This window comes from Pseudoxanthomonas composti, from assembly GCF_004122095.1.
Lineage (GTDB): Bacteria > Pseudomonadota > Gammaproteobacteria > Xanthomonadales > Xanthomonadaceae > Pseudoxanthomonas_A > Pseudoxanthomonas_A composti.
Genome location: NZ_SAWZ01000001.1, coordinates 369,592 through 390,103, shown reverse-complemented (window position 1 = coordinate 390,103; position 20,512 = coordinate 369,592). Strand labels below are relative to the sequence as shown.

Genomic DNA, 20,512 nt, shown 5'->3' with positions numbered 1-20,512 from the left:
CCGGTCGCCCGGAGAGCCTCAAATGGCTGTGAGCCCACGCATGCGCAATACCCTGACTGTGTTTTCCTCCACCGATGATGTCCTGTGCCATCGCGTCCGGCTGGTGCTGGCGGCCAAGGGCGTGACCTACGACCTGGTCCCGGTGGATCCGCAGAACCCCCCCGAAGACCTGATCGACCTCAATCCCTACCACTCCGTGCCCACCCTGGTGGAGCGCGACCTGGTGCTCTACGCCGCCTCGGTGGTCAGCGAGTACCTGGACGAGCGCTACCCGCACCCGCCGCTGATGCCGGTCGACCCGCTCTCCCGCGCGCGCCTGCGGCTGGCGATGCTGCGCATCGAGCACGACTGGGTGCCGCAGGTGCAGGCCATCCAGCTGGGCAACAAGGCCCAGGCCGATGCCGGCCGCAAGCGCCTGAAGGAGCTGCTCACTGCCTCGGTGCCGCTGTTCAAGGCGAGCAAGTTCTTCCTCAACCCGGAAATGAGCCTGGCCGATTGCGCGATGGCGCCCATCATCTGGCGCCTGGAGGCCCTGGAGATCCCGCTGCCCAAGGAGGGCGCCAAGGTCATCGAGGACTACGGCAACCGCATCTTCCGCAACCCGGGCTTCGCCCGCAGCCTGACCGAACAGGAGCGCAAGCTGCGCGAGCTGCCGGCCTGAGGGCGAGAAACGAGTTTAGAGAAACGAGGAACGAGCGAGGACAAGGCATGGGTCTCGGGTTGCCCTCGTTTCTCGTTCCTCTCCACTCGTTCCTTTAAACTCCGGGCATGACCCAGGAATTCCCCCCAATGACCAGCCATCGCCCGTACCTGCTGCGGGCGCTGGCCGAGTGGATCGCCGATAACGACATGACGCCCCACCTGCTGGTGGACGCCACGCAGGCCGGCGTGCAGGTCCCTGCCAGCGCGGTGAAGGACGGCCGTGTGGTGTTGAACATCGCCCAGCGGGCGGTGGCCAACCTGATGATCAGCAATGAGGCGGTCAGCTTCAACGCGCGCTTCGGCGGGGTGAGCTACCCGGTCATGGTGCCGATCAGTGCGGTGCTGGCGATCTACTCGCGCGAGACCGGTCAGGGCATGGCGCTGCCCGAGGACGTGGGCGCCACCCGCGACGAGGCGCCTGCGGCGGCGGAGCTGGAACTGGTGGAGCAGAGCAGCGATTCGCCGACCACGCCGGACGAGCCGCCGCCGGCGGGCAAGCGCCCGCACCTGCGCATCGTCAAGTAAGCGCGGTCACCGCGGGCCGACGGCGCGTGGGTGCCTGCAGCGTCTTACTCCCGCACCAGCGGACGCACCTGCGCGGTGGAGCCCACCGGGCCGATGAAGCTCACCAGCGCATCGCCGCGCAGCACCATGCGCCCGGTGTGTCGCTCCACGCCGTCGTAGGAATAATCGAAGCGGAAGTTGCGCTCCACGCCCAGGCGGCCATCCTCGTTGCGACGCAGGCGCAGGCCGGTGGCGTGCACGCTTTCGTCCAGCAGGATCACCCCGGCATTGCGGCAGGCATTGCGACCGACCTGGGTCGCCCGCTCGGAGGCGGCACGCGAGGCATTCCACCAGGCATAGCCGGCGGCGCAGGCGATCATGATCAGGATGAGTTCGGGCATGGGCGCAGGATGGCGGGGCGGGTGTACCGCTTCAAGATGCCGGCAGGGTCAGCGCGCCGGCGGCGGGCCGAGCTTGAGCGACAGATCGATGGCGCGCACATGCTTGGTCAGCGCGCCGATGGAGATGTAGTCCACGCCATCGGCAGCGATGCCGGCCAGGGTGGCCATGTCCACGCTGCCGGAAACCTCCAGCGGGACGCGCCCTGCGGCCATGCGCACCGCCTCGCGGCGCATCTGGGCATCGAAGTCGTCGATGAGGATGCGGTCGCAGCCGGCGGCCAGCGCATCATGCAGCTCCTCCAGCGTCTCCACCTCCACCACCAGCGGCAGCGTGGGCTGGGCGGCGCGCGCCATGGCGATGGCGGCGGTGATCGAGCCGGCGGCGCGGACGTGGTTCTCCTTCAGCATCACGGTATCGAACAGCCCAATGCGGTGATTCATGCCGCCGCCGCAGCGCACCGCGTACTTCTGCGCCATGCGCAGGCCGGGCACGGTCTTGCGCGTGTCCAGGATGCGCGCGCCGGTGCCGGCCACGGCGGCCACGTACTGGGCGGTGACCGTGGCGGTGGCGCACAGGGTCTGCATGAAGTTGAGCGAGGTGCGCTCGGCCGAGACCAGGGCGCGGGTATGGCCGTGCAACAGCGCCAGCACCGTGCCAGCGTCGACCCGCTGGCCTTCCACCACCTGCCAGTCGATGCGTACCTGCGGGTCCAGCGCGCGATGGGTGGCGTCGAACCAGGGCCGGCCCGCCACCACGGCGCCTTCCTTGCACAGCAGGTAGGCGCTGGCCGGCTGGTCCTCGAGCAGCGCGGCGGTGACATCGCCGCTGCCCAGGTCCTCGCCCAGGGCGGCCAGGACATTGGCCTGGACGACGGCCTCGGGCGGTGAGGGGATCGGATCCATCGACGCGGTCAGCCCTGCGCGGTCAGCGCGTCGGGAAATCGGCGAGCTGGGCGGTGGCGATGCCTTCTTCCACCAGCAGCACCGGGATGCCGTCGTCGATGCGGTACACCGTCTTGCGGTCGCGGGTGACCAGCGCCTCGCGCAGCGGCGCGGTCTGGGGGGCGTCGTCCACGCGCTTGAGCGTGCCGCTGGAGACCGCCGCGTTGATCACGTCCAGTCCGCGGCTTTCCAGCAACTGCAGGGGCTGGCGGGAGGCCGGGCAGCACAGGATGTCGAGCAATTTGCGGTCCATGGGGGAAGTCGGATTACGTTGAAGGCGGCTAGAATACGTCTTTAAGACAGGGGACGGCCAACCGTGACCGCCAGCCAGACCACCGCCATCGTCGGCATCGTGATGGGATCCCGCTCGGACTGGGAGACCATGCAGCACGCCGCCAGCAAGCTCGATGCGCTGGGCGTGCCGTATGAGGTGAAGGTCGTTTCGGCCCATCGCACGCCCGACGTGCTGTTCTCCTACGCCGAGCAGGCCGCGGGCCGTGGCCTGCGCGCGATCATTGCCGGCGCGGGCGGCGCAGCGCATCTGCCGGGCATGCTGGCGTCCAAGACCGCCGTGCCGGTGCTGGGCGTGCCGGTGCAGTCCAAGGCGCTTAACGGCATGGATTCGCTGCTGTCCATCGTGCAGATGCCGGCGGGAATCCCCGTGGCCACCTTCGCCATCGGCAATGCCGGTGCCGCCAACGCGGCGCTGTTCGCCGCGGCGATGCTGGCCCATGAGCACGCCGGCATCGGTCAGGCGCTGCAGGATTTCCGTAGCAGGCAGACGGCCGATGTCATGGCCGCGGACGATCCACGGCAATGATGGCCGCCGGTGTCGAGGCATCGGCGCGGGGCGCAAGCGCCGCGCGCCTCTCCCCTGAGGTTTTGGCGGGGAAGGGCGAGCCGGGGCCGGACGATGCCGCATCGATTTACGCGACACGCAATAGGAGCTGATCCGGACATGATGACCGTCGGTATTCTCGGGGGCGGGCAGCTGGCCCGCATGTTGGCCCTGGCAGGTGCCCCCATGGGCCTGCGCTTCATGGTGCTGGACCCGTCGGCCGATGCCTGCGCAGGACAGGTTGCGCCGTTGATGGTGGGCGAGTACGGCGATGAGTCGGCGCTGGCCGAGTTCGCCTCGCAAGTCGATGTGGTCACCTTCGACTTTGAGAACGTGCCGGCCCGCAGCGCACAGTGGCTGGCGCAGCGCCTGCCGGTGTTTCCCAACCCGCAGGCCCTGGCGCTGGCGCAGGACCGCCTGCTGGAGAAGACGCTGTTCCGCGAGCTGGGCATCGAGGTGCCGCCGTTCGCCGACATCGCCAGCCGGGCGCAGCTGGAGCAGGCGGTGGCCGCGCTGGGCACGCCGTGCATCCTCAAGACGCGCAGGCTGGGATACGACGGCAAGGGCCAGTTCCGCATCAATGCCCCGCAGGACCTGGAGGCGGCCTGGACGGCCCTTGGCCCCAGTGTGGAGAAGACCGGCCTGATCCTGGAAGGCTTCGTGCGGTTCCAGCGCGAGATCTCGGTGATCGCCGTACGTGGCCGCGATGGCGAATTCCAGACCTGGCCCCTGACCGAGAACTGGCACGTCGATGGCGTGCTTTCGGCCAGCCTCTCGCCGGTGGCGGTGGAAGGCGCCCTGGCCGAGCAGGCGCGGCTGGCCGCGCACAAGATCGCCGAGCGGCTGGACTACGTGGGCGTGTTCGCGCTGGAGCTGTTCTGCTGCGATGGCCGCCTGCTGGCCAACGAGATGGCTCCGCGCGTGCACAACTCGGGTCATTGGACCATCGAGGGCGCCGAGGCCTCGCAGTTCGAGAACCACATCCGGGCCGTGGTCGGCCTGCCGCTGGGCAGCACCCGTGCCCGCGGCCAGGCCTGCATGCTCAACTGGTTGGGTGCGCTGCCCGATGCGCGTGGCGTGCTGGGCCAGCCTGGCGGGCACTGGCACGACTACGGCAAGGAGCCGCGCGAAGGCCGCAAGGTCGGCCACGCCACCTTCCGCGCCGACACCACCCTGGGCCTGGTCGATGCGCTGCATGCCGCCGGCGAGCAGCTGGACCGCCACGCTCAGGTGGCACCGGTCATCGCGCGCCTGCGCGGCTGACCGCGCGTGCTGCGGGCGCCGCGCGGGCGCCTGCAACGTCCGTCACCGGCGAAGTCATCGGCACGCGCATCAGCGCATGTCCGATGGCATCGTCGCCTTCGCGGCACAAGACGCGCGTATGCGCCCACCCATGGGCCAATCAAGACACCAGGGCGCTGGCCGGCTCGTTTATCGGTGATCGCTGACATCCATCGGGCGTCTACCTCGCACTGGCTGACAGGGCGCCCCGGTCGATCGGTCCGCAGCGCGCCTGTCCCGACCCCGGTCCAGTAGTCTGATCGCCCGTGCGCTCACGGTGTGGCGGCACTCCTCGAAAACGCCCACTCCCAACACCAGCCAAGTCTGGAAAGCAGAAAAGCCGGGTTTCCCCGGCTCTTCCTTGCACCTGTCGGAACGCTCAGGCCAGCTTGCTGGACACGAAGTCCCAGTTGACCAGCGCCCAGAACGACTCGACGTACTTAGGACGGGCATTGCGGTAGTCGATGTAGTAGGCGTGCTCCCACACATCGATGGTCAGCAGCGGGGTGTCCTCGCTGGTCAGCGGGGTGGCGGCATTGGAGGTGCTCACCAGGCCCAGCGAGCCATCCGGACGCTGCACCAGCCAGCCCCAGCCCGAGCCGAAGGTGCCGATGGCGGTCTTGGTGAACTCTTCCTTGAACTTGGCGAAATCGCCGAAGGCCTGGTTGATCAGCTCGGCCAGCTTGCCGGTCGGCTCGCCGCCACCATTGGGCTTGAGACAGTTCCAGTAGAAGGTGTGGTTCCACACCTGCGCGGCGTTGTTGAACATGCCGCCCTGGGACTTCTTGATGATCTCCTCCAGCGGCAGCGAAGCGAACTCGGTGCCCTCGATCATCTTGTTGAGGTTGTCCACGTAGGTCTTGTGATGCTTGCCGTAGTGGAAATCGATCGTCTCGCCGGAGATATGCGGCTCCAGCGCGGTGCGGTCATACGGAAGGGGGGGCAATTCGATGGCCATGGCTACCTCTGGGCTGTGGCGGTGGGTGGCAGGCGCCGGTGCGGGCACGCAGCGCTTACAATGTCGCATCCCGCGTGGCGGGAGCCGGGGCGAAGTTTACCCGACGGGGGTAGGCATACCGTCAATGCAGGAGAAATCATCATGCCGGTGCTGGAACGGATCCAGGCGGAGGTGGAGAACCATCCGCTGGTGCTCTTCATGAAGGGCACGCCGGATTATCCGATGTGTGCTTTCTCCAGTCGCGCCATCGAGGCGCTGCGTTCGGCCGGGGCAACGCACGTGCATACGATCAACGTGCTGGAAGAGCCGGAGATCCGCGCCAACCTGCCGCGTTTCTCCAATTGGCCGACCTATCCGCAGCTCTTCATCCATGGCGAGCTGATCGGCGGCTGCGACATCACGCTGGAACTCTTCGAGTCCGGCGAGCTCGGCCGCATCGTCGCCGAAGCCCTGTCCGAGTGAGCGGCATGCAGACCACGCCGCACGCGTCCGGCACCCTGGCCGGGCGCGTGATCCTGATCGTCGGCGCGCAGGGCGGGCTGGGCGCGGCCGCCGCCGTGGCCTGCGCCGCGCAAGGTGCCAGCCTGGTGCTGCTGGGGCGCTCGCCGCGCAAACTTGGTGCGGTGTACGACGCGTGCGCCAGGCAGGGCAGCGAGCCGTTCCTGTATCCGCTGGATCTGGAAGGCGCCACGCCCGAGGACCTGGCTGCGCTCGCCGAACGGATCGGCTCGGAGCTGGGTGCGCTGCATGGCGTGCTGCACTGCGCGGCCGAGTTCCGCGGCCTGACGCCGCTGGAGCAGACCGACCCGGCCGTCTTCGCCCGCGCCATCCACGTCAACCTGACCGCGCGCTGGTGGCTGACCCAGGCCTGCCTGCCGCTGCTGCGCGCCGCCGAGGATGCGGCCGTGGTGTTCGCCATGGACGATCCGGCGCGCGTCGGTGAGGCCTATTGGGGCGGCTACGGCGTCGCCCACCACGGCATGGTCGGGCTGGTCTCGATGCTGCATGCCGAACTGGCCTCCAGCCACGTGCGTGTCAGCGGCCTGCAGCTACCGCCGATGCGCACAGCCTTGCGTGGACGGGCGTACGCCGATGACCACCAAGGTCTTCCCGTGGACCGCGTGGTGCCGGCCTGCGTCCACCTCCTGTCCGCGGCCGGCGCAGACCATCGCGGCGACATCTGGAAGCTTCCCGCATGACCATCGTCTCGGCGGCCCTGCTGCTGTTCCTGATCCTGGATCCGCTGGGCAACATCCCCATCTTCCTGTCGGTGCTGCGGCCGCTGCCGCCGCGCCGGCAGCGCATCGTGCTGGTGCGCGAGCTGCTCATCGCCCTGGCGGTGCTGATGATCTTCCTGTGGGCCGGCAAGCATTTCCTGGAGGCCATGCACCTGCGTCAGGAGTCGGTGCAGATCGCCGGGGGCATCGTGCTGTTCCTGATCGGTATCCGCATGATCTTCCCGCGGCCGGAAGGCCTGATGGGTGAGATCCCCGGCGGCGAGCCCTTCATCGTGCCGCTGGCCATTCCGCTGGTGGCCGGGCCCTCGGGCATGGCCGCGGTAATGCTGATGGGCAGCAACGAGCCCGAGCGCCTGGGCGAGTGGAGCCTGGCACTGATGATCGCCTGGGGCCTGACCGCGGCGATCCTGTTCTCGGCCACGGTGCTGTACAAATTCCTGGGCATGCGCGCGCTGACCGCCATCGAGCGCCTGATGGGCATGTTGCTGATCGCCATCTCGGTGCAGATGTTCCTCGACGGCATCGGCACCTACCTGGGGCTGCCCAAGACGATCTGAGCGCGGGGTGTAGGCACCCCGGCACCCCGGTGCGAGAGGTGGCGTGCCCGGTCCCGGCTGTCATGGATCCACCCGGTGGTGAGCGCCAGGCCGGGAAGGCTGCCGGGCCGAACGTAGGGGCCAGCACCACGTCCAGAGGCTGTCTGCGCGGGTGGTGGGAGCGACATGGGGTCCGGCTCCGGCCGACCCGGCTCGGCCCGGATGGCGTGTCCAACATATCCGGTCATCGCCTGGCTGCGGGGGTTGCCGGTGGAGTCACGGCAACGACATCGTGTTCAGCCTGGGCCAAAAATGTGGCCCCAAAACCGTCACCAAACGGTCACATTGGGCACCTATCGTGTTAACCTGTCGTTAACTTGTTGCGCCCCAGCACATGGGCCGGCAAGGCCAGGGGTCTGCAAAGGTGTGACCAGCCTCCTCCGCACGGGCGGAAGGGCGCCTCTGGCGTGACGTCTCATACGTTTTCAGCCGTTCGCCCAAAACTCTTACGAGGCTTTTGCAATGAAACAATCCCGTCGCATCCGGACGTCCAAGCTCGCGCTTGGTCTCGTGGCTGCCCTCGCAGCCGCTCCCACCTTCGCCCAGAGCACGTCCGCAGGCGTCGGCGGCACCGTCACCAGCGCCTCCGGCACCCCGGTCGCTGGCGCCGAGGTCACCATCACTCACGTTGAGTCCGGTACGGTCAGCCGCGCTTCCACCGATGAAGCCGGTCGTTACGTTGCCCGCGGCCTGCGCGTCGGCGGTCCGTACACGGTGACGGTCACCAAGCCGGGCGAAGGCACCAAGACCGAGGACGGCGTGTTCCTGAGCCTCAACCAGGTCAACACGGTCAATGCGGCGCTGACGGGCGATGTGACTCAGCTGGGCACCGTGACGGCGATCGGCTTCAGCGGCGGCTCCAGCGTGTTCAGTGCCACCAAGACCGGCTCGGGCACCAACATCACCGAGCAGACCATCGACGCGCTGCCCTCGATCAACGGCAACATCCAGGACTTCATGCGCCTGGATCCGCGCGTGGCCTTCATCGACCGCGCCTCGGGCACCATCTCGGCCGGCGGCCAGAATCCTCGCTACAACCAGATCAACATCGATGGCGTCTCCGCCAGCGACACGTTCGGCCTGGAAGGCAACAACATGACCACCCGCCGTCAGCCGGTGTCCATGGAAGCCATCGAAGCCATCGACATCAACCTGTCCAACTACGATGTCAGCCTGCCGAGCGCATCGGGCGCGACCGTCAACGCGGTCACCAAGTCCGGTACCAATGAGTTCCACGGTTCGTTCTACGGCAACCTGCGCGATGGCGACTGGTTCGGCGACAACCCGGAAGGCCAGCCCTTCAATGGTTTCGACAAGGAAACCACCTACGGCGCCACGATCGGCGGACCGATCGTCAAGGACAAGCTGTTCTTCTTCGCCAACTACGAAAAGCAGGAGCGCAAGGCGCCGGGCTTCGACCTGTCGACCACCGCGCTGGGCAAGGCGACCACGGTCAATCCGAACGACACCTTCATCGATATGGGCGATATCGAGCGCGCCCAGCAGATCGCTGAGGGTTACGGGATCAACGCGGGCGGCCTGAGCAGCAATGCCAACACGGATCTGGAAGAGTATGCGCTGAAGCTGGACTGGAACATCAACGACAACCACCGTGCGAGCCTGCGCTACAGCAAGCTGGAGCAGAACCAGCTGCGCATCCAAGGCATGGCGACTTCGAGCGTTTCGTTGAGCTCGTACTGGTACACGCACCAGAAGACCGTTGAGAGCTACGTCGGCCAGCTCTTCAGCGACTGGAGCGACAACTTCTCGACCGAGTTCAAGGCCTCGTATCGCGACTACAGCGCCGTGCGCGTGACCGACAGCACCGCGCCGAGCATCCGCATCTACTTCGCGGGCACTGCGGCGCAGCCGACCGGCGACTCGCTCTACCTCGGTACCGAAGCCAACACCCACGGCAATTCGCTGTTCACCAAGACCTGGGACTACTACGGCGCGGCGACGTGGAACGTAGGCGACCATGACGTGAAGTTCGGCTTCGCGTACACCGACAACGACATCTACAACTTCTTCGGCGCCAACTCGTACGGCACCTATACCTTCGCCGGGCTGAACAACTTCGCCCAGGGTCGCTACAGCTCCTATAACCTGAGCTATGAGACCTCGCCGGGCTCGATCGCGGCCGACTACAAGAACAGCAATCTCGGCCTGTTCATCCAGGACACCTGGTACGTCAACAACAACCTGACCTTGACGGCAGGTGTGCGTGGCGATCGCCCCGACACCAATCGCGACCCGCAGTACAACGCGCAGGCCGAGCAGGTGTTTGGCTACAACAACAGCAAGCTCTTCAGCGGTGATTTCCTGATCCAGCCGCGCCTGGGCTTCAACTACACCTTCGACAGCGACCGTCCGACGCAGCTGCGTGGTGGCGTGGGCCTGTTCCAGGGCGACGCGCCGCAGGTCTGGGTGGGCAACAGCTTCAACACCACCGGTCTGAACTACGTCTCCTACAACTATCAGGCCTATGACCCGACCGTTCCGTTCGGACCCGACGGTAAGAATCCGACCGTGCCCTCCGGCCCCGGCACCCTGCCGACGCAGAACGTCAACCTGGTGGGCAAGGACTTCAAGCTGCCTTCGATCTGGAAGGCCAACCTGGCATTCGATCACGAGCTGCCGTGGTATGGCATCGTGGCATCGGCTGAGTGGCTCTCGACCAAGGTCAAGGATGGCCTGTACTACCAGTCGCTGAACATTGGCCCGACCCCGGTGCCGGGTGAAGGTCCGGTGCCTAATTCGATCGGTCCCGATGGACGCGACCTGTACTGGAGGCCGACCGCCGTCAACCGCGCCTGGGCGAACGCCGATGCGCGCTTTGGTCGCAACGCCGCCTTCAACAACGTCTTCCTGATCGACAACACCAGCAAGGGCAAGACCAACCAGTTCACCGTTGGCCTTTCCAAGCCGTGGTCCGAAAACAGCGACTGGGATTGGAGCCTGAACTACACCTACACCCAGGCCACGGAAGTCGGCCCGCTGACCAGCTCCACGGCCAGCTCGGGTTGGGGCTACCAGTACGCATTCAATTCCAACAGCGATGTTGAGACCACCTCGCGCTACGAGATCAAGGATCGCGTTTCCGGCAACCTCAACTGGCAGCACAAGTTCTTCGGCGACTACAAGACCAGCGTCGGCTTGTTCTACGAAGGCCGCAGCGGTCGTCCGTACAGCTATGTCTACGCCAATGACGCGAACGGCGACACCCGTACCGCCAATGACCTGTTCTACGTGCCCACGGGCCCGGGCGATGTGCTGTTCGGCACCATGACTGGCACGGCGAACAGCTTCGTTGCCGATCCGGCCATGGAGCAGCGCTTCTTCGAGTGGCTGCAGGCGAACCCGCAGCTGGCCAAGTACGCAGGTCGTTACGCACCGGCCAACGGCTTCCGTACCGGCTGGATCAACACCTTCGACGTGCGCATCAGCCAGGAACTGCCGGGACTGTTCAAGGGCCACAAGTCGCAGTTGTGGGTGGACATCCAGAACGTTGGCAACCTGCTCAACAAGAAGTGGGGCAACATCTACGACTACGGCTTCTTCGCCGATGCGCGCGTTGCCACCCTGCAGGGCATCAACAACGGCAAGTATGTCTACAACTTCACCGCAGCCGACGAGCCGGTGGTGGCCAATGCCGATGCCGACGGTTTCGACCAGGGTGTCTCGCAGTGGTCGATCCAGCTGGGCTTCCGCTACCAGTTCTGATGCGGTTGTAGCTTGAGTCGAGAGAACGGCCGGGGAAACCCGGCCGTTTTTTCATGTCCGCGGTTCAGCTTTGCGCTACAGTCCGCACGTTTTCGAAGAAGCCAGGTCAGGAATCGATGGAAGGCAGGTCCAAGAGCGCGTTGCCGGTGGTGAGTACCCACGTCTACCCCAAGGGCGGGTTGGCGATGCTGTCGCGGGTGGAGGTCGCGCGCCTGCGCGATGCCTCGGCTGGCGGCATGCATGAACTGCTGCGCCGCTGCGCGCTGGCGGTCCTGACCAGCGGCAGCGCCTCCGACGATCCGCGCGCGGCGCGCGACCTCTATCCGGACTTTGACATCCAGGTCGGGCAATACGACCGCGGCATCCGGATCGAGCTGACCAATGCACCGGCCATGGCCTTCGTCGACGGGGCCATCATCAGCGGCGTTGCCGAGTTGTTGTTCGCCGTCGTGCGCGACCTGGCCTACATGTCCATCGAGATGGGCGATGGCTGCGTCGACGACCTGGGCACCTCGTCCGGCATCACCGATGCGGTGTTCGGCCAGCTGCGCAACGCCCACATCCTCAAGCCCGCCGAACCGAACCTGGTGGTGTGCTGGGGCGGACACTCGATCTCGCGCGAGGAATACATTTACACCAAGCAGGTCGGCTACGAGTTGGGCCTGCGTGGCCTGGATATCTGCACCGGCTGCGGCCCGGGCGCGATGAAGGGGCCGATGAAGGGCGCCACCATCGCTCACGCCAAGCAGCGTCGCCACGACATGCGCTATATCGGCGTGACCGAGCCGGGCATCATCGCCGCCGAGTCGCCCAACCCCATCGTCAACCACCTGGTGATCATGCCGGACATCGAGAAGCGCCTGGAGGCCTTCGTTCGCATCGGTCACGGCATTCTGGTGTTCCCCGGCGGCGTGGGCACGGCCGAGGAGATCCTCTATCTGCTGGGCCTGCTGTTGCGCGAGGAGAACGCGGCACTGCCGTTCCCGCTGATCCTCACCGGTCCGGCCATCGCCGCGCCGTACTTCGAGCAGATCGACCGGTTCATTCGCCTGACGCTGGGCGACGAGGCCGCCTCGCGCTACGAGATCATCGTCGGCGATCCTCCCAAGGTCGCCGCGCGCATGGCCGAGGGCATCCGCAACGTGCGCGAGCACCGCAAGACCCGGCGCGATTCCTATTTCTTCAATTGGGCCATCGAGATTCCGCTGGAATTCCAGCAGCCGTTCGTGCCGACCCACCAAGCCATGGCCGCGCTGGACCTGCACCGCGGGCGGCCGGCTTCTGCGTTGGCGGCCGACCTTCGGCGTGCGTTCTCGGGCATCGTGGCCGGCAACGTGAAGGAGGAGGCGATGGCCCGCATCGAGGAACTGGGTCCGTTCGAGATCAAGGGCGACCCGGAAATGATGCAGGCCCTGGACGCGCTGCTGCGGGCCTTCGTCGAACAGCGCCGTATGAAGATCAGCGGGGACTACCAGCCCTGCTATCGCGTGGTGGGCTGAGCCTTGGGCGTGGTTGGCCGCCGTTGTTCAGTGGCAGGGTGATCATCACGCGATAATGCTGCGCTGTCGCGTCGACCCTCAGCGCATCGTCCCGGCCCGTGACGGTAGCCAGCCGTTCTCGTACCGCGGTCAAGCCAATCTTGTGCCCGAGGTGCGAAGCAGATGCAGCTGCGCCGCTAAGGGTGTTGGAGACTTCGAGGCACGCTTGGTCGCCATCGGCCCGGCATGCGATCGTGATGGTGCATGGTTCCAGCGTGGCCTGTACGCCGTGCAGTACCGCGTTTTCCACAAGCGGTTGCAGCGTTAGCGATGGCACCGGGACATGATCCAGTGCTGGATCTATCCTCCACTGCACCTGGAGACGGTCGCCAAAACGCATTGCTTCGATCTGCAGGTAGCGGCGTGCCAGAGTGAGCTCCTCACCCAGTGTCGCCATCCCAGGCGCTCTCATGGCGGCCCTGAAAAGATCGGAGAGATCGAGGAGAACGTCTTCCGCTGCTGACGGGTTCTGTCGCACCAGTGATGCGGCGGCGTTCAGCGCGTTGAAAAGGAAATGCGGCTTGACGCGCGCTTGCAGCGCATCAAGCTGCGCCTGCTTGGTAGCAGCGACGAGCCGTGTTGCGCGTAAGTGGTTCTGGAATGCGGAAAGCGCGACGATTCCGATAAGTAGTGCGCTCAGCCCGACGCGGGTTAGTCTCGCCCAGGGAGCGGCTCCCCCGTCGGATTGGTCGGTGAGCATGAGGGCAAATCCCGAGATGGCCCATGCGTAGAGCAGCAACAGGACCAGGGCGAGGCGCGCCACTCGGGTCGGGCGCACGCGCCGAAGCCACCTGCGTAATAGATGAAGTGAGGCCAGCACGGACAGAAGGGTCCACTGAATCACCATGGAAGCGATCGCAAATGTGATCCAGGTCCCAGGTTCTCCGGTCGGATTGAGCGCCAGCAGCAGGGCGACGCCTTCGCCACACAACACCGTCCAGATCAAAGGTGCAGGTGTCCAGAGAATGTCGATCGCGGCACCGTTGACGGGGGGCGATGGGGTGCGAGAGTCCGTCTGTGGGTCCATCTCTGCCGTCCGTCGAGGGATGCTAGTGCAACTGCGGATGATACGACTAGCATTCTGATGCGTCATAAGGGGTTGAGCTATGAGCAGGGGAACAGGGTGCCTCTCCATGAGGGGCCCGACAGGCACGCATGCGGCGGGGTTCACGCTCGTGGAGCTGATGGTGACGGTCGCCGTCGCCGCGATCCTGATGGCGATTGCATTTCCGAACATGGTCGGGCTGATCAATGGGCAGCGGCTCACCTCCCAGGCCAATGAGCTCGTGGTGGCAATGCAGTCCGCACGGATGGACGCGATTCGTTTCAACAGGCGAGTGATCGTCTGCAAGTCCACGAATGGGACGTCCTGCGATACGGCCGGCGGCGCGTGGAGCCGCTGGGTCACCTACGTCGATACCGACGGGAACGGCCTGCTGACCAACGCCAATGAAGTATTAAGGACGGGCACGATCCGCAGTGGCGTCTCCTTGCTTGCCAGTCCTGCCATCTCCGGGAACAGCCAGCGCATCGTGTATGGCGCGGATGGCTTGGCGCGAGATGGTGCCGGGACCTTGCTGCGTGGCGCGCTCTCCGTATGCAAGGCCACCAGTCAGCCGGCGGAGAACATTCGTCTGGTGCAACTGGTGAGCGGTAGTCGCGTTGCAGTCGCGGCCGCCAATGGTGGCGCGAGTTGTGCGACTCCTGCCAATCCCGCGTGAGGTTTCTATGCATTCGCCCGTGAACTTGAGATCGTCCGCACGCAATCAGGCCGGCGTTACCTTGCTGGAGGTCATGATTTCCGTGCTGATCATGGCAGTGGGAATGCTTGGCATTGCTGCCATGCAGACCACCTCGCTGCGTAACACCCAGAGTTCGATGGAGCGTTCCCAAGCGGTCATCCAGAGCTATTCCATCATTGATGCGATGCGCGTCAACAGGGTTCAGGCGCGGGCAGGCAGGTACAACACATCGGGAATGGCGTGCGCCGTGCCGGAAGACGATGGAAGCCAATCCGCAGCGGACAGGCATGCTTGGATGACGTCGCTCAAAAATTCCATGGGCAACGGGGCGGCGGGAGACACCACGACGTGCGGCAACATCAACTGCACTGCCGCTGGAGTCTGCACGGTCATCGTGCAATGGGACGACCAGCGCGGCCGTGATATCTCCGGCTCGGCGAGCGAGACTCAGCAGGTCAGAACGGTGGTCCTCCTATGATTCGCACTCGCTACAGAGTCGGGCGCTCTCGAATGTCGGGGTTGACGCTGATCGAGATGATGATCGCCATGGTGCTGGGGCTGATGGTGCTTGGTGCCGCGATCGCGATTTTTTCGAGCAACCGGCAGGCCTACCGGGCCGCCGAAAACGTGGGCCGCCTGCAGGAGAATGTGCGCACCGCCTTCGAGTTGATGGCATTGGATATCCGCGAAGCCGGCGGTAATGCGTGCAGCCGTGGCTTGCCAACCGCGAACGTGCTGAACAGTGCAACGGCCAACTGGTACAGCGATTGGTCCAGTCCAATACAGGGGTTCGACAATACTGCCGCGTTCAGTGGGGTGGCGTTTGGCACCGCCGCGGCTCGGCGGGTGAGCAACACCGATGCCATCGAGATCAAGAGTACTGGTTCTGAAGGCGTGACGGTCGCAAGCGCTAATCCCTCTTCCGCTCGCATCGAACTCAATACTGCGAACCATGGCTTGAGCTCCGGCGATCTGGCGATCATTTGCGATAACCGGCAGGCGGCAGTTTTCCAGGTCACCAACGCTTCGCCAGGCACCAATACGAACCTGATCCACAATGCAGGGGGAGGAGTGACGCCCGGCAACTGCACCAAGAGTCTTGGATTGCCTGTCAACTGTGCGAGCGGCGTCGACTATGCTTTCGGCGCCAACTCAACCATCGCCAAGTTGCATGCCACAGCCTGGTTCATCGGCTTCAACGGACGCGGCGGCCGATCCCTCTATCAGCTGGCGCCGCCTTCCGGATCCGCGGTGCCCGTCGCCAACGAAGTGGCTGAGGGCGTTAACGATATGCAGATCACCTATCTGGCGACTGGTAATCCGCTGTATCGCAATGCGTCCGCCATCACCGATTGGAACGCTGTCACCGCTGTTCGCGTCCGGCTTGTCGTTGCCACCCCCGATGCCATTGGAACCGACGGTCAACCGGTCACGCGCGAGGTCAGCCACGTAGTGATGCTTCGGAACCGAAACGAATGAAGATCGCACCCCTCAGTCCACGGCTCCAGCAGGGCGTTTCGCTTCTCGTCGTCTTGATCCTGCTGCTGATCATGACCTTGCTCGGTCTTGCCGCAATGCGCGGCTCGATTCTCCAGGAGCGCATGGCGGCCAATTTGACCGACCGCAATCTGGCATTCCAGGCGGCGGAGACTGCGTTGCGTGACGGAGAGACGCTCGCCCAGGGATTTGCCTTGGCTAGCGTTCCAGCCAGCGGATGCTCAGGTGGAATGTGCTCACGGCCGGTCGCGACTGATACCGACCGGTGGAAGGATGCGTCTTTCACGGGATGGGTCAATGCGTCCAGCGGAGTCAGTACGAATGCCATGACCCCCCAGTACTTCGTGGAATTCATGGGGATGGCGCCGACCTGGCCTGGATGCGACCTGATCGACGAAGCGAACCGGTCGCCGCTATGCATGGCGCCGCGCTATCGCGTCACCGCGCGCAGCAGAAGTAATGATGGAAGTCGTGCAGAAGTCATTCTCCAATCGAACTACCTGGTCCAATGAGGGCGCGGCAGATGAAGCGTTCAATCCGTAGTGGTGCTGGTGGCGGCCTGGACCGCCTCCGCCCGACACTGATGGGTGTCGCCTTGGCGTTGTTGGCCGGTCAGGCCAGCGCGGGGATCGTGATGCCGACCGAGCCACTCACCACGAGCGCACGGATCCCTCCGAATGTGCTGTTCATCCTCGATGACTCGGGCTCGATGTCGTTTACGACGATGCCGGACCAAATGGGTGAGACGCGAAAGCCGAAACTAGATGAGGAGGGTGACCTCATCAGTGCGCAGACCTATGTCCGAAACTGGATTTATTACAATCCTGCGGTTAGTTATGAGCCTTGGGTCGATTCGTCGGGAACTGTAATGACAGGCGGGACTAGCTACACCTCCGTTTACACCAATGAAAGCTCTTTAACTGGCTCCGCCAACCTTTCGAATGCTGACAGAGACTTTTATGTTCCGAAAGATGAGTCGCGTAAGGATGAAGATTATTTGCGGAATGGTGCAAATTATTATCGGTATCAGTTGCGTACCGATGGCAGAGTGATTCGCAGCGAATGGGTCGAGGGAGCTGCGAACGAAGGCTTGCGAAACAGCGGTTGCAGTGGTTCCAACGGGGCCGGCTACCGGTGGAAGCTTTGCACGCGGGTTACGCCTACCGGACGTACTGAGGCAGATGAATTTACAAACTTTGCAACTTGGTACTCCTATCATCGGACACGGATGAAGGTTGCAAAGGCCGGCTCTGGGCGCGCATTCAGTGCGCTTGGCAGTAATATCCGCGTTGGCTTTCGTACTATTCATCAGCGCAACGCAAGCTCTATTCCGGGGAATGTGATCACTGAAGATTATCCGATCCCGGTTCAGCGCAATAATGGTCTTTTCGAGGATCCAAATGGTCCCGCTGGCTCTGATAATAATCGAACGCTTTGGTTTGATCGCCTTTACAGCGCATCTGGCAGTGATGCTACGCCCTCAAGAAAAGCGCTAGAACGCGCGGGAACCTATTTCAGCAGCTCCTCAGCGAATGGGCCCTGGGGGCCCGAGTCTGGGAGCGACCAGTATGCGTGCCGTCAGAACTTCGCCATTCTGACCTCCGATGGCTATTCCAATGAGTCCTACAGTGGCGTGGGTGAGCAGGACAGCGCCGCGGGCGCGAAGATTGTCGGGCCCAAGAACGCCGCATATGAGTACACGCCGGGTCCGCCTTACAGTGGTAAGACGGGGGACTCCAATACCATGGCTGACGTCGCGATGCGCTACTGGAAGAGCGACCTGCGTTCGGATCTGGAGAACGTTGTGCCGGTTACAGCCGAGGACCCGGCTTTCTGGCAACACATGGTGACCTTTGGAATTTCCATTGGCTCCCGGGGCCGGCTCGATCCCACTACTGCGCTTCCGGGTCTGGTTGCTGGGACCACAGCTTGGCCAAGCCCAGGTAAAAATGTCATCGAGAACATCGATGACATGTGGCATGCAACGATCAACGGTCGCGGAAAGTTCCTGGTTGCAACGGATCCAGAGCAATTCAAACAAGGTCTTCAGGACTCGCTAGCGACCATCGCGAACCGTACCGGCTCATTCTCGAACGTGAGCGCCAACGGTGCGCGTGTCCAAGCAGGAACTTATATCTACCAGTCGCGATACCTCTCCGGCATCTGGTCTGGAGAGCTGTCCGCATATGCCTGGAGCGGGGTGACGTCCTCGTTCAACACGACTGCATCCTGGGAGGCGGGCAGTCTGATCCAATACGCGGGACGGAGGGTGTTCACCTCGGATGGGACCGTAGGTGCTGAGTTTCCCACGCCGAGCCAGCAGGTCGCGCTGGAGAGGACGGGCTCTTCGAATTTCCCGGTCACTGGTGCTGATAATGCGCAATACATCAAGGGCGATCGTTCACTTGAGGCAAATCAAGGCGGCAATCTGAGGAACCGGACGACGCTCCTCGGAGACATCGTCAGCTCAAGCCCTGTTTATGATCCGCGCACCAACACGATCTATGTGGGTGCCAATGACGGCATGTTGCACGCTTTCAATGCCAACAATGGACAGGAGCGATTCGCCTATGTGCCGGCTGGCCTCAATTTCACCGAGCTCGCTTCACTAAGTCGTCCGGATTACGAGCACAGATACTTCGTCGACGGCTCGATTCTGGTCTCTTCGGAAACACAGACGCCTGGTAAGAGCTATCTCGTCAGTCCGTTGGGACGGGGCGGGAAAGGCCTTTTTGCCCTTGATGTGACCTCGCCTGGTTCTTTCGCTTCCAACAAGGTCATGTGGGAGAAAACGGAAACGCCGGGGCGCAACATGGGGCTGATACTTGGGCGGCCGATCATCGGCCGGCTCAATACTGGCGACACCGTGGTCATTGTCGGAAACGGTCTCAACAGCTCCAACGATAAGGCGGCTCTGCTGATCTACGATCTCGCGACGGGGACCCTGATCAAGGAAATCAACACGAATGTGGGCTCGGCGACGGCCCCCAATGGCTTGATGGCGCCGATCGGTCGAGACGAGGATGGCAATGGGACGCTTGACACGATCTATGCGGGCGACATGCTGGGCAACGTCTGGAAGTTCTCGCTGACGGGGGGCGCTGGCTCCTGGGATGGCGCTTCGAAGATGAAGAAGCTCTTCAGTGCGGCCCGGGGCGGTGTGGTTCAGCCAATCACCGGAGGGCTGATGGTCGGCGTGGAGCCTTCGACGTTCAAGACATGGGTCTTCTTCGGGACGGGGCGATTCATCACCGTCGGCGACATCATCGACAAGAGCGTGCAAAGCCTCTATGGAATCGTGGATTCCGGTGCCACGGTCTCAAGGGCTTCGCTGACCGAACGGAAAATCAAGATCATCGGCACGGCAAGCAATGGCCTCCCCGCCCGCGGTTTCGAGGCGAACTCGGCATTGCCGCCCGCGTCGCCGGGTTGGTTCATCGATCTACTCACGCCTCCAAACCCGCCGGGGACTGCCGAAGGCGAGCGTGTCGTTGGAACGCCTGTCATGGATGGAAGCGTGCTCGTTGTTTCCAGCGTTATTCCCACCAACACGGCCTGCGAGTCGGATGGGCGCGGTTTCCTCAATGCGCTGGACGCGTTTACCGGGACCAGTACGCTGACGTCCTACTTCGATGTAAACAACGACGGCGACTTCACCAACGACAACATTGGATCCGGCTCCAGCCAGACCCCGATTGGTTCAGTCGATCTCGGTGTGGGAATGGTAAGTCAGCCATCGCTGTTGGGCGGTGGGAACGGCACGGGTGAGGTCTGCGTCGGTGGTTCGATGGGAAACAAGGCCTGCGTCGCCAAAGAGGATCCGAGAACGGCGGGTCGCGTGTCTTGGCGCGAAGTAAGAACCAACTAGGAGGTGACCCGTGAAAGTCGGTGGCAATCATTCGTTGAAGCAGCAGGGCTTTACCTTGATGGAGGTGATGATCGTTGTGCTCATCATCGCCGTCCTCGCCGGGATCGCTTATGCGAGCTATCAGAATCAGGTCATCAAATCGCGTCGTGCAACTGCTGCCGTGTGTCTTGAGCAACGCGCGCAGTTCATGGAGCGGTATTACACGACCAATATGACCTACGTTGGCGCTCCGGCGCCCGCCGCTTGCGACGATGTCGCGAACTTCTACACGGTGAGCTTCAATGGCGCGGTCGGTGCCCGCACATTCCAGTTGCAGGCTGTGCCGCAAGGCATCCAGGCCAGTAAGGACACGGCCTGCGCAACGCTCAGATTGAACGCCCAGGGCGTACGGAGCGTGACTGGATCTGACACCGTAGCCAACTGCTGGTAACACCCGTCGCCTTGAGCTCGACATGAGCCCTGACCAGCGTTACCTGCTGGTCCTGCGCCTGCTGGCTGTCGCATGAGTTGGGACACGTGCACTCAAAGTCGCAGTATCAACTCAAACGAAAAAAGCCTCGCCGAGGCGGCGAGGCTTTCGAATGTGGCGCCCGAAGTTGGACTCGAACCAACGACCCCCTGATTAACAGTCAAGTGCTCTAACCGGCTGAGCTATTCGGGCGGGGCTGCAAATTGTAGGGAAGA

20 protein-coding genes and 1 tRNA gene are annotated in these 20,512 nt (G+C 63.8%); 15 read left to right on the top strand and 6 right to left on the bottom strand.

Annotated elements, in window-relative coordinates:
• The first annotated feature begins 22 nt into the window (after positions 1-22).
• Together EPA99_RS01610 and EPA99_RS01605 are read left to right on the top strand one after the other, a co-directional pair.
• Positions 23-661, top strand: a complete 639-nt coding sequence (locus tag EPA99_RS01610; RefSeq protein ID WP_129469433.1) for a glutathione S-transferase N-terminal domain-containing protein — start codon at positions 23-25, stop codon at positions 659-661.
• Between the two features lie 107 nt (positions 662-768).
• Positions 769-1,227 (top strand): ClpXP protease specificity-enhancing factor, encoded by a 459-nt coding sequence (locus EPA99_RS01605; protein WP_129469432.1) that lies wholly within the window; start codon positions 769-771, stop codon positions 1,225-1,227.
• A 44-nt stretch (positions 1,228-1,271) separates the two neighbouring features.
• Here the strand turns inward: EPA99_RS01605 and EPA99_RS01600 are convergent, their stop codons facing one another.
• The 3 genes from EPA99_RS01600 to EPA99_RS01590 are packed head-to-tail and all read right to left on the bottom strand — an operon-like array spanning position 1,272 to position 2,802.
• Entirely contained in the window at positions 1,272-1,607 is a 336-nt protein-coding gene (locus tag EPA99_RS01600) for a DUF3301 domain-containing protein (protein WP_129469431.1), read from the bottom strand.
• 48 nt (positions 1,608-1,655) lie between these two features.
• Positions 1,656-2,510, bottom strand: coding sequence for a carboxylating nicotinate-nucleotide diphosphorylase (gene nadC, locus EPA99_RS01595; protein ID WP_129469430.1), 855 nt, complete (start codon positions 2,508-2,510; stop codon positions 1,656-1,658).
• Positions 2,511-2,532: 22 nt separating this feature from the next.
• Complete coding sequence (locus EPA99_RS01590; RefSeq protein WP_129469429.1) at positions 2,533-2,802, bottom strand: Trm112 family protein; 270 nt, start codon at positions 2,800-2,802, stop codon at positions 2,533-2,535.
• 63 nt (positions 2,803-2,865) lie between these two features.
• On the opposite strand from EPA99_RS01590, the gene purE reads away from it, so the two are divergent.
• Positions 2,866-3,369 carry a 5-(carboxyamino)imidazole ribonucleotide mutase gene (gene purE / locus EPA99_RS01585; protein ID WP_129469428.1) on the top strand — a complete coding sequence of 168 codons (504 nt, stop codon included), beginning with the start codon at positions 2,866-2,868 and terminating at the stop codon, positions 3,367-3,369.
• 138 nt (positions 3,370-3,507) lie between these two features.
• A complete protein-coding gene (locus EPA99_RS01580) occupies positions 3,508-4,650 on the top strand; it encodes a 5-(carboxyamino)imidazole ribonucleotide synthase (protein WP_129469427.1) in 1,143 nt (380 codons plus the stop codon).
• Between the two features lie 397 nt (positions 4,651-5,047).
• On the opposite strand, the gene EPA99_RS01575 is transcribed toward EPA99_RS01580, so the two are convergent.
• Entirely contained in the window at positions 5,048-5,626 is a 579-nt protein-coding gene (locus EPA99_RS01575; RefSeq protein WP_129469426.1) for a superoxide dismutase, read from the bottom strand.
• 141 nt (positions 5,627-5,767) lie between these two features.
• Here EPA99_RS01575 and grxD point away from each other — a divergent pair, with 141 nt between their 5' ends.
• The 5 genes from grxD (at position 5,768) to ppnN (ending at position 12,682) form a co-directional block, all read left to right on the top strand.
• The gene (gene grxD / locus EPA99_RS01570) at positions 5,768-6,088 is read left to right on the top strand and encodes a Grx4 family monothiol glutaredoxin (RefSeq protein WP_129469425.1); all 321 of its coding nucleotides are present in this window, start codon (positions 5,768-5,770) and stop codon (positions 6,086-6,088) included.
• The gene (locus EPA99_RS01565; protein ID WP_425479146.1) at positions 6,085-6,825 is read left to right on the top strand and encodes an SDR family NAD(P)-dependent oxidoreductase; all 741 of its coding nucleotides are present in this window, start codon (positions 6,085-6,087) and stop codon (positions 6,823-6,825) included. Before grxD ends, EPA99_RS01565 begins: the two co-directional genes overlap by 4 nt.
• Positions 6,822-7,421, top strand: coding sequence for a YhgN family NAAT transporter (locus tag EPA99_RS01560; protein WP_129469423.1), 600 nt, complete (start codon positions 6,822-6,824; stop codon positions 7,419-7,421). The genes EPA99_RS01565 and EPA99_RS01560 overlap by 4 nt, the downstream gene beginning before the upstream one ends.
• Positions 7,422-7,922: 501 nt before the next feature.
• Positions 7,923-11,183, top strand: coding sequence for a TonB-dependent receptor (locus tag EPA99_RS01555; RefSeq protein ID WP_129469422.1), 3,261 nt, complete (start codon positions 7,923-7,925; stop codon positions 11,181-11,183).
• A 116-nt stretch (positions 11,184-11,299) separates the two neighbouring features.
• Positions 11,300-12,682: a nucleotide 5'-monophosphate nucleosidase PpnN gene (ppnN, locus tag EPA99_RS01550; RefSeq protein ID WP_129469421.1), complete on the top strand. Its 1,383-nt coding sequence runs from the start codon at positions 11,300-11,302 to the stop codon at positions 12,680-12,682.
• Here the strand turns inward: ppnN and EPA99_RS01545 are convergent.
• Positions 12,642-13,748: a sensor histidine kinase gene (locus EPA99_RS01545; protein WP_164978524.1), complete on the bottom strand. Its 1,107-nt coding sequence runs from the start codon at positions 13,746-13,748 to the stop codon at positions 12,642-12,644. The genes ppnN and EPA99_RS01545 overlap by 41 nt on opposite strands.
• A gap of 79 nt (positions 13,749-13,827) precedes the next feature.
• On the opposite strand from EPA99_RS01545, the gene EPA99_RS01540 reads away from it, so the two are divergent.
• The 6 genes from EPA99_RS01540 (at position 13,828) to EPA99_RS01515 (ending at position 20,258) form a co-directional block, all read left to right on the top strand.
• Positions 13,828-14,442: a GspH/FimT family pseudopilin gene (locus EPA99_RS01540; protein WP_338325368.1), complete on the top strand. Its 615-nt coding sequence runs from the start codon at positions 13,828-13,830 to the stop codon at positions 14,440-14,442.
• Positions 14,443-14,449: 7 nt separating this feature from the next.
• On the top strand, positions 14,450-14,941 hold the full coding sequence (pilV, locus tag EPA99_RS01535; RefSeq protein ID WP_129469418.1) for a type IV pilus modification protein PilV: 492 nt from the start codon (positions 14,450-14,452) through the stop codon (positions 14,939-14,941).
• Positions 14,938-15,942 carry a PilW family protein gene (locus EPA99_RS01530; RefSeq protein ID WP_129469417.1) on the top strand — a complete coding sequence of 335 codons (1,005 nt, stop codon included), beginning with the start codon at positions 14,938-14,940 and terminating at the stop codon, positions 15,940-15,942. The genes pilV and EPA99_RS01530 overlap by 4 nt, the downstream gene beginning before the upstream one ends.
• Positions 15,939-16,472: a pilus assembly PilX family protein gene (locus EPA99_RS01525; RefSeq protein ID WP_129469416.1), complete on the top strand. Its 534-nt coding sequence runs from the start codon at positions 15,939-15,941 to the stop codon at positions 16,470-16,472. Before EPA99_RS01530 ends, EPA99_RS01525 begins: the two co-directional genes overlap by 4 nt.
• Positions 16,473-16,543: 71 nt before the next feature.
• Positions 16,544-19,828, top strand: a complete 3,285-nt coding sequence (locus EPA99_RS01520) for a pilus assembly protein (RefSeq protein ID WP_241688218.1) — start codon at positions 16,544-16,546, stop codon at positions 19,826-19,828.
• Between the two features lie 10 nt (positions 19,829-19,838).
• Positions 19,839-20,258, top strand: a complete 420-nt coding sequence (locus EPA99_RS01515) for a type IV pilin protein (protein ID WP_241688217.1) — start codon at positions 19,839-19,841, stop codon at positions 20,256-20,258.
• A gap of 154 nt (positions 20,259-20,412) precedes the next feature.
• Here the strand turns inward: EPA99_RS01515 and EPA99_RS01510 are convergent.
• Positions 20,413-20,489, bottom strand: a tRNA-Asn gene (locus EPA99_RS01510).
• Positions 20,490-20,512 lie beyond the last annotated feature (23 nt).

Bases quoted from the DNA above. Each gene is read 5' to 3' on its own strand.
- EPA99_RS01610 (WP_129469433.1), top strand. From the start codon at position 23: ATGGCTGTGAGCCCACGCATGCGCAATACCCTGACTGTGTTTTCCTCC.
- EPA99_RS01605 (WP_129469432.1), top strand. From the start codon at position 769: ATGACCCAGGAATTCCCCCCAATGACCAGCCATCGCCCGTACCTGCTG.
- EPA99_RS01600 (WP_129469431.1), bottom strand. From the start codon at position 1,607: ATGCCCGAACTCATCCTGATCATGATCGCCTGCGCCGCCGGCTATGCC.
- nadC (WP_129469430.1), bottom strand. From the start codon at position 2,510: ATGGATCCGATCCCCTCACCGCCCGAGGCCGTCGTCCAGGCCAATGTC.
- EPA99_RS01590 (WP_129469429.1), bottom strand. From the start codon at position 2,802: ATGGACCGCAAATTGCTCGACATCCTGTGCTGCCCGGCCTCCCGCCAG.
- EPA99_RS01580 (WP_129469427.1), top strand. From the start codon at position 3,508: ATGATGACCGTCGGTATTCTCGGGGGCGGGCAGCTGGCCCGCATGTTG.
- EPA99_RS01575 (WP_129469426.1), bottom strand. From the start codon at position 5,626: ATGGCCATCGAATTGCCCCCCCTTCCGTATGACCGCACCGCGCTGGAG.
- grxD (WP_129469425.1), top strand. From the start codon at position 5,768: ATGCCGGTGCTGGAACGGATCCAGGCGGAGGTGGAGAACCATCCGCTG.
- EPA99_RS01560 (WP_129469423.1), top strand. From the start codon at position 6,822: ATGACCATCGTCTCGGCGGCCCTGCTGCTGTTCCTGATCCTGGATCCG.
- EPA99_RS01555 (WP_129469422.1), top strand. From the start codon at position 7,923: ATGAAACAATCCCGTCGCATCCGGACGTCCAAGCTCGCGCTTGGTCTC.
- ppnN (WP_129469421.1), top strand. From the start codon at position 11,300: ATGGAAGGCAGGTCCAAGAGCGCGTTGCCGGTGGTGAGTACCCACGTC.
- EPA99_RS01545 (WP_164978524.1), bottom strand. From the start codon at position 13,748: ATGGACCCACAGACGGACTCTCGCACCCCATCGCCCCCCGTCAACGGT.
- EPA99_RS01540 (WP_338325368.1), top strand. From the start codon at position 13,828: ATGAGCAGGGGAACAGGGTGCCTCTCCATGAGGGGCCCGACAGGCACG.
- pilV (WP_129469418.1), top strand. From the start codon at position 14,450: ATGCATTCGCCCGTGAACTTGAGATCGTCCGCACGCAATCAGGCCGGC.
- EPA99_RS01530 (WP_129469417.1), top strand. From the start codon at position 14,938: ATGATTCGCACTCGCTACAGAGTCGGGCGCTCTCGAATGTCGGGGTTG.
- EPA99_RS01525 (WP_129469416.1), top strand. From the start codon at position 15,939: ATGAAGATCGCACCCCTCAGTCCACGGCTCCAGCAGGGCGTTTCGCTT.
- EPA99_RS01520 (WP_241688218.1), top strand. From the start codon at position 16,544: ATGGGTGTCGCCTTGGCGTTGTTGGCCGGTCAGGCCAGCGCGGGGATC.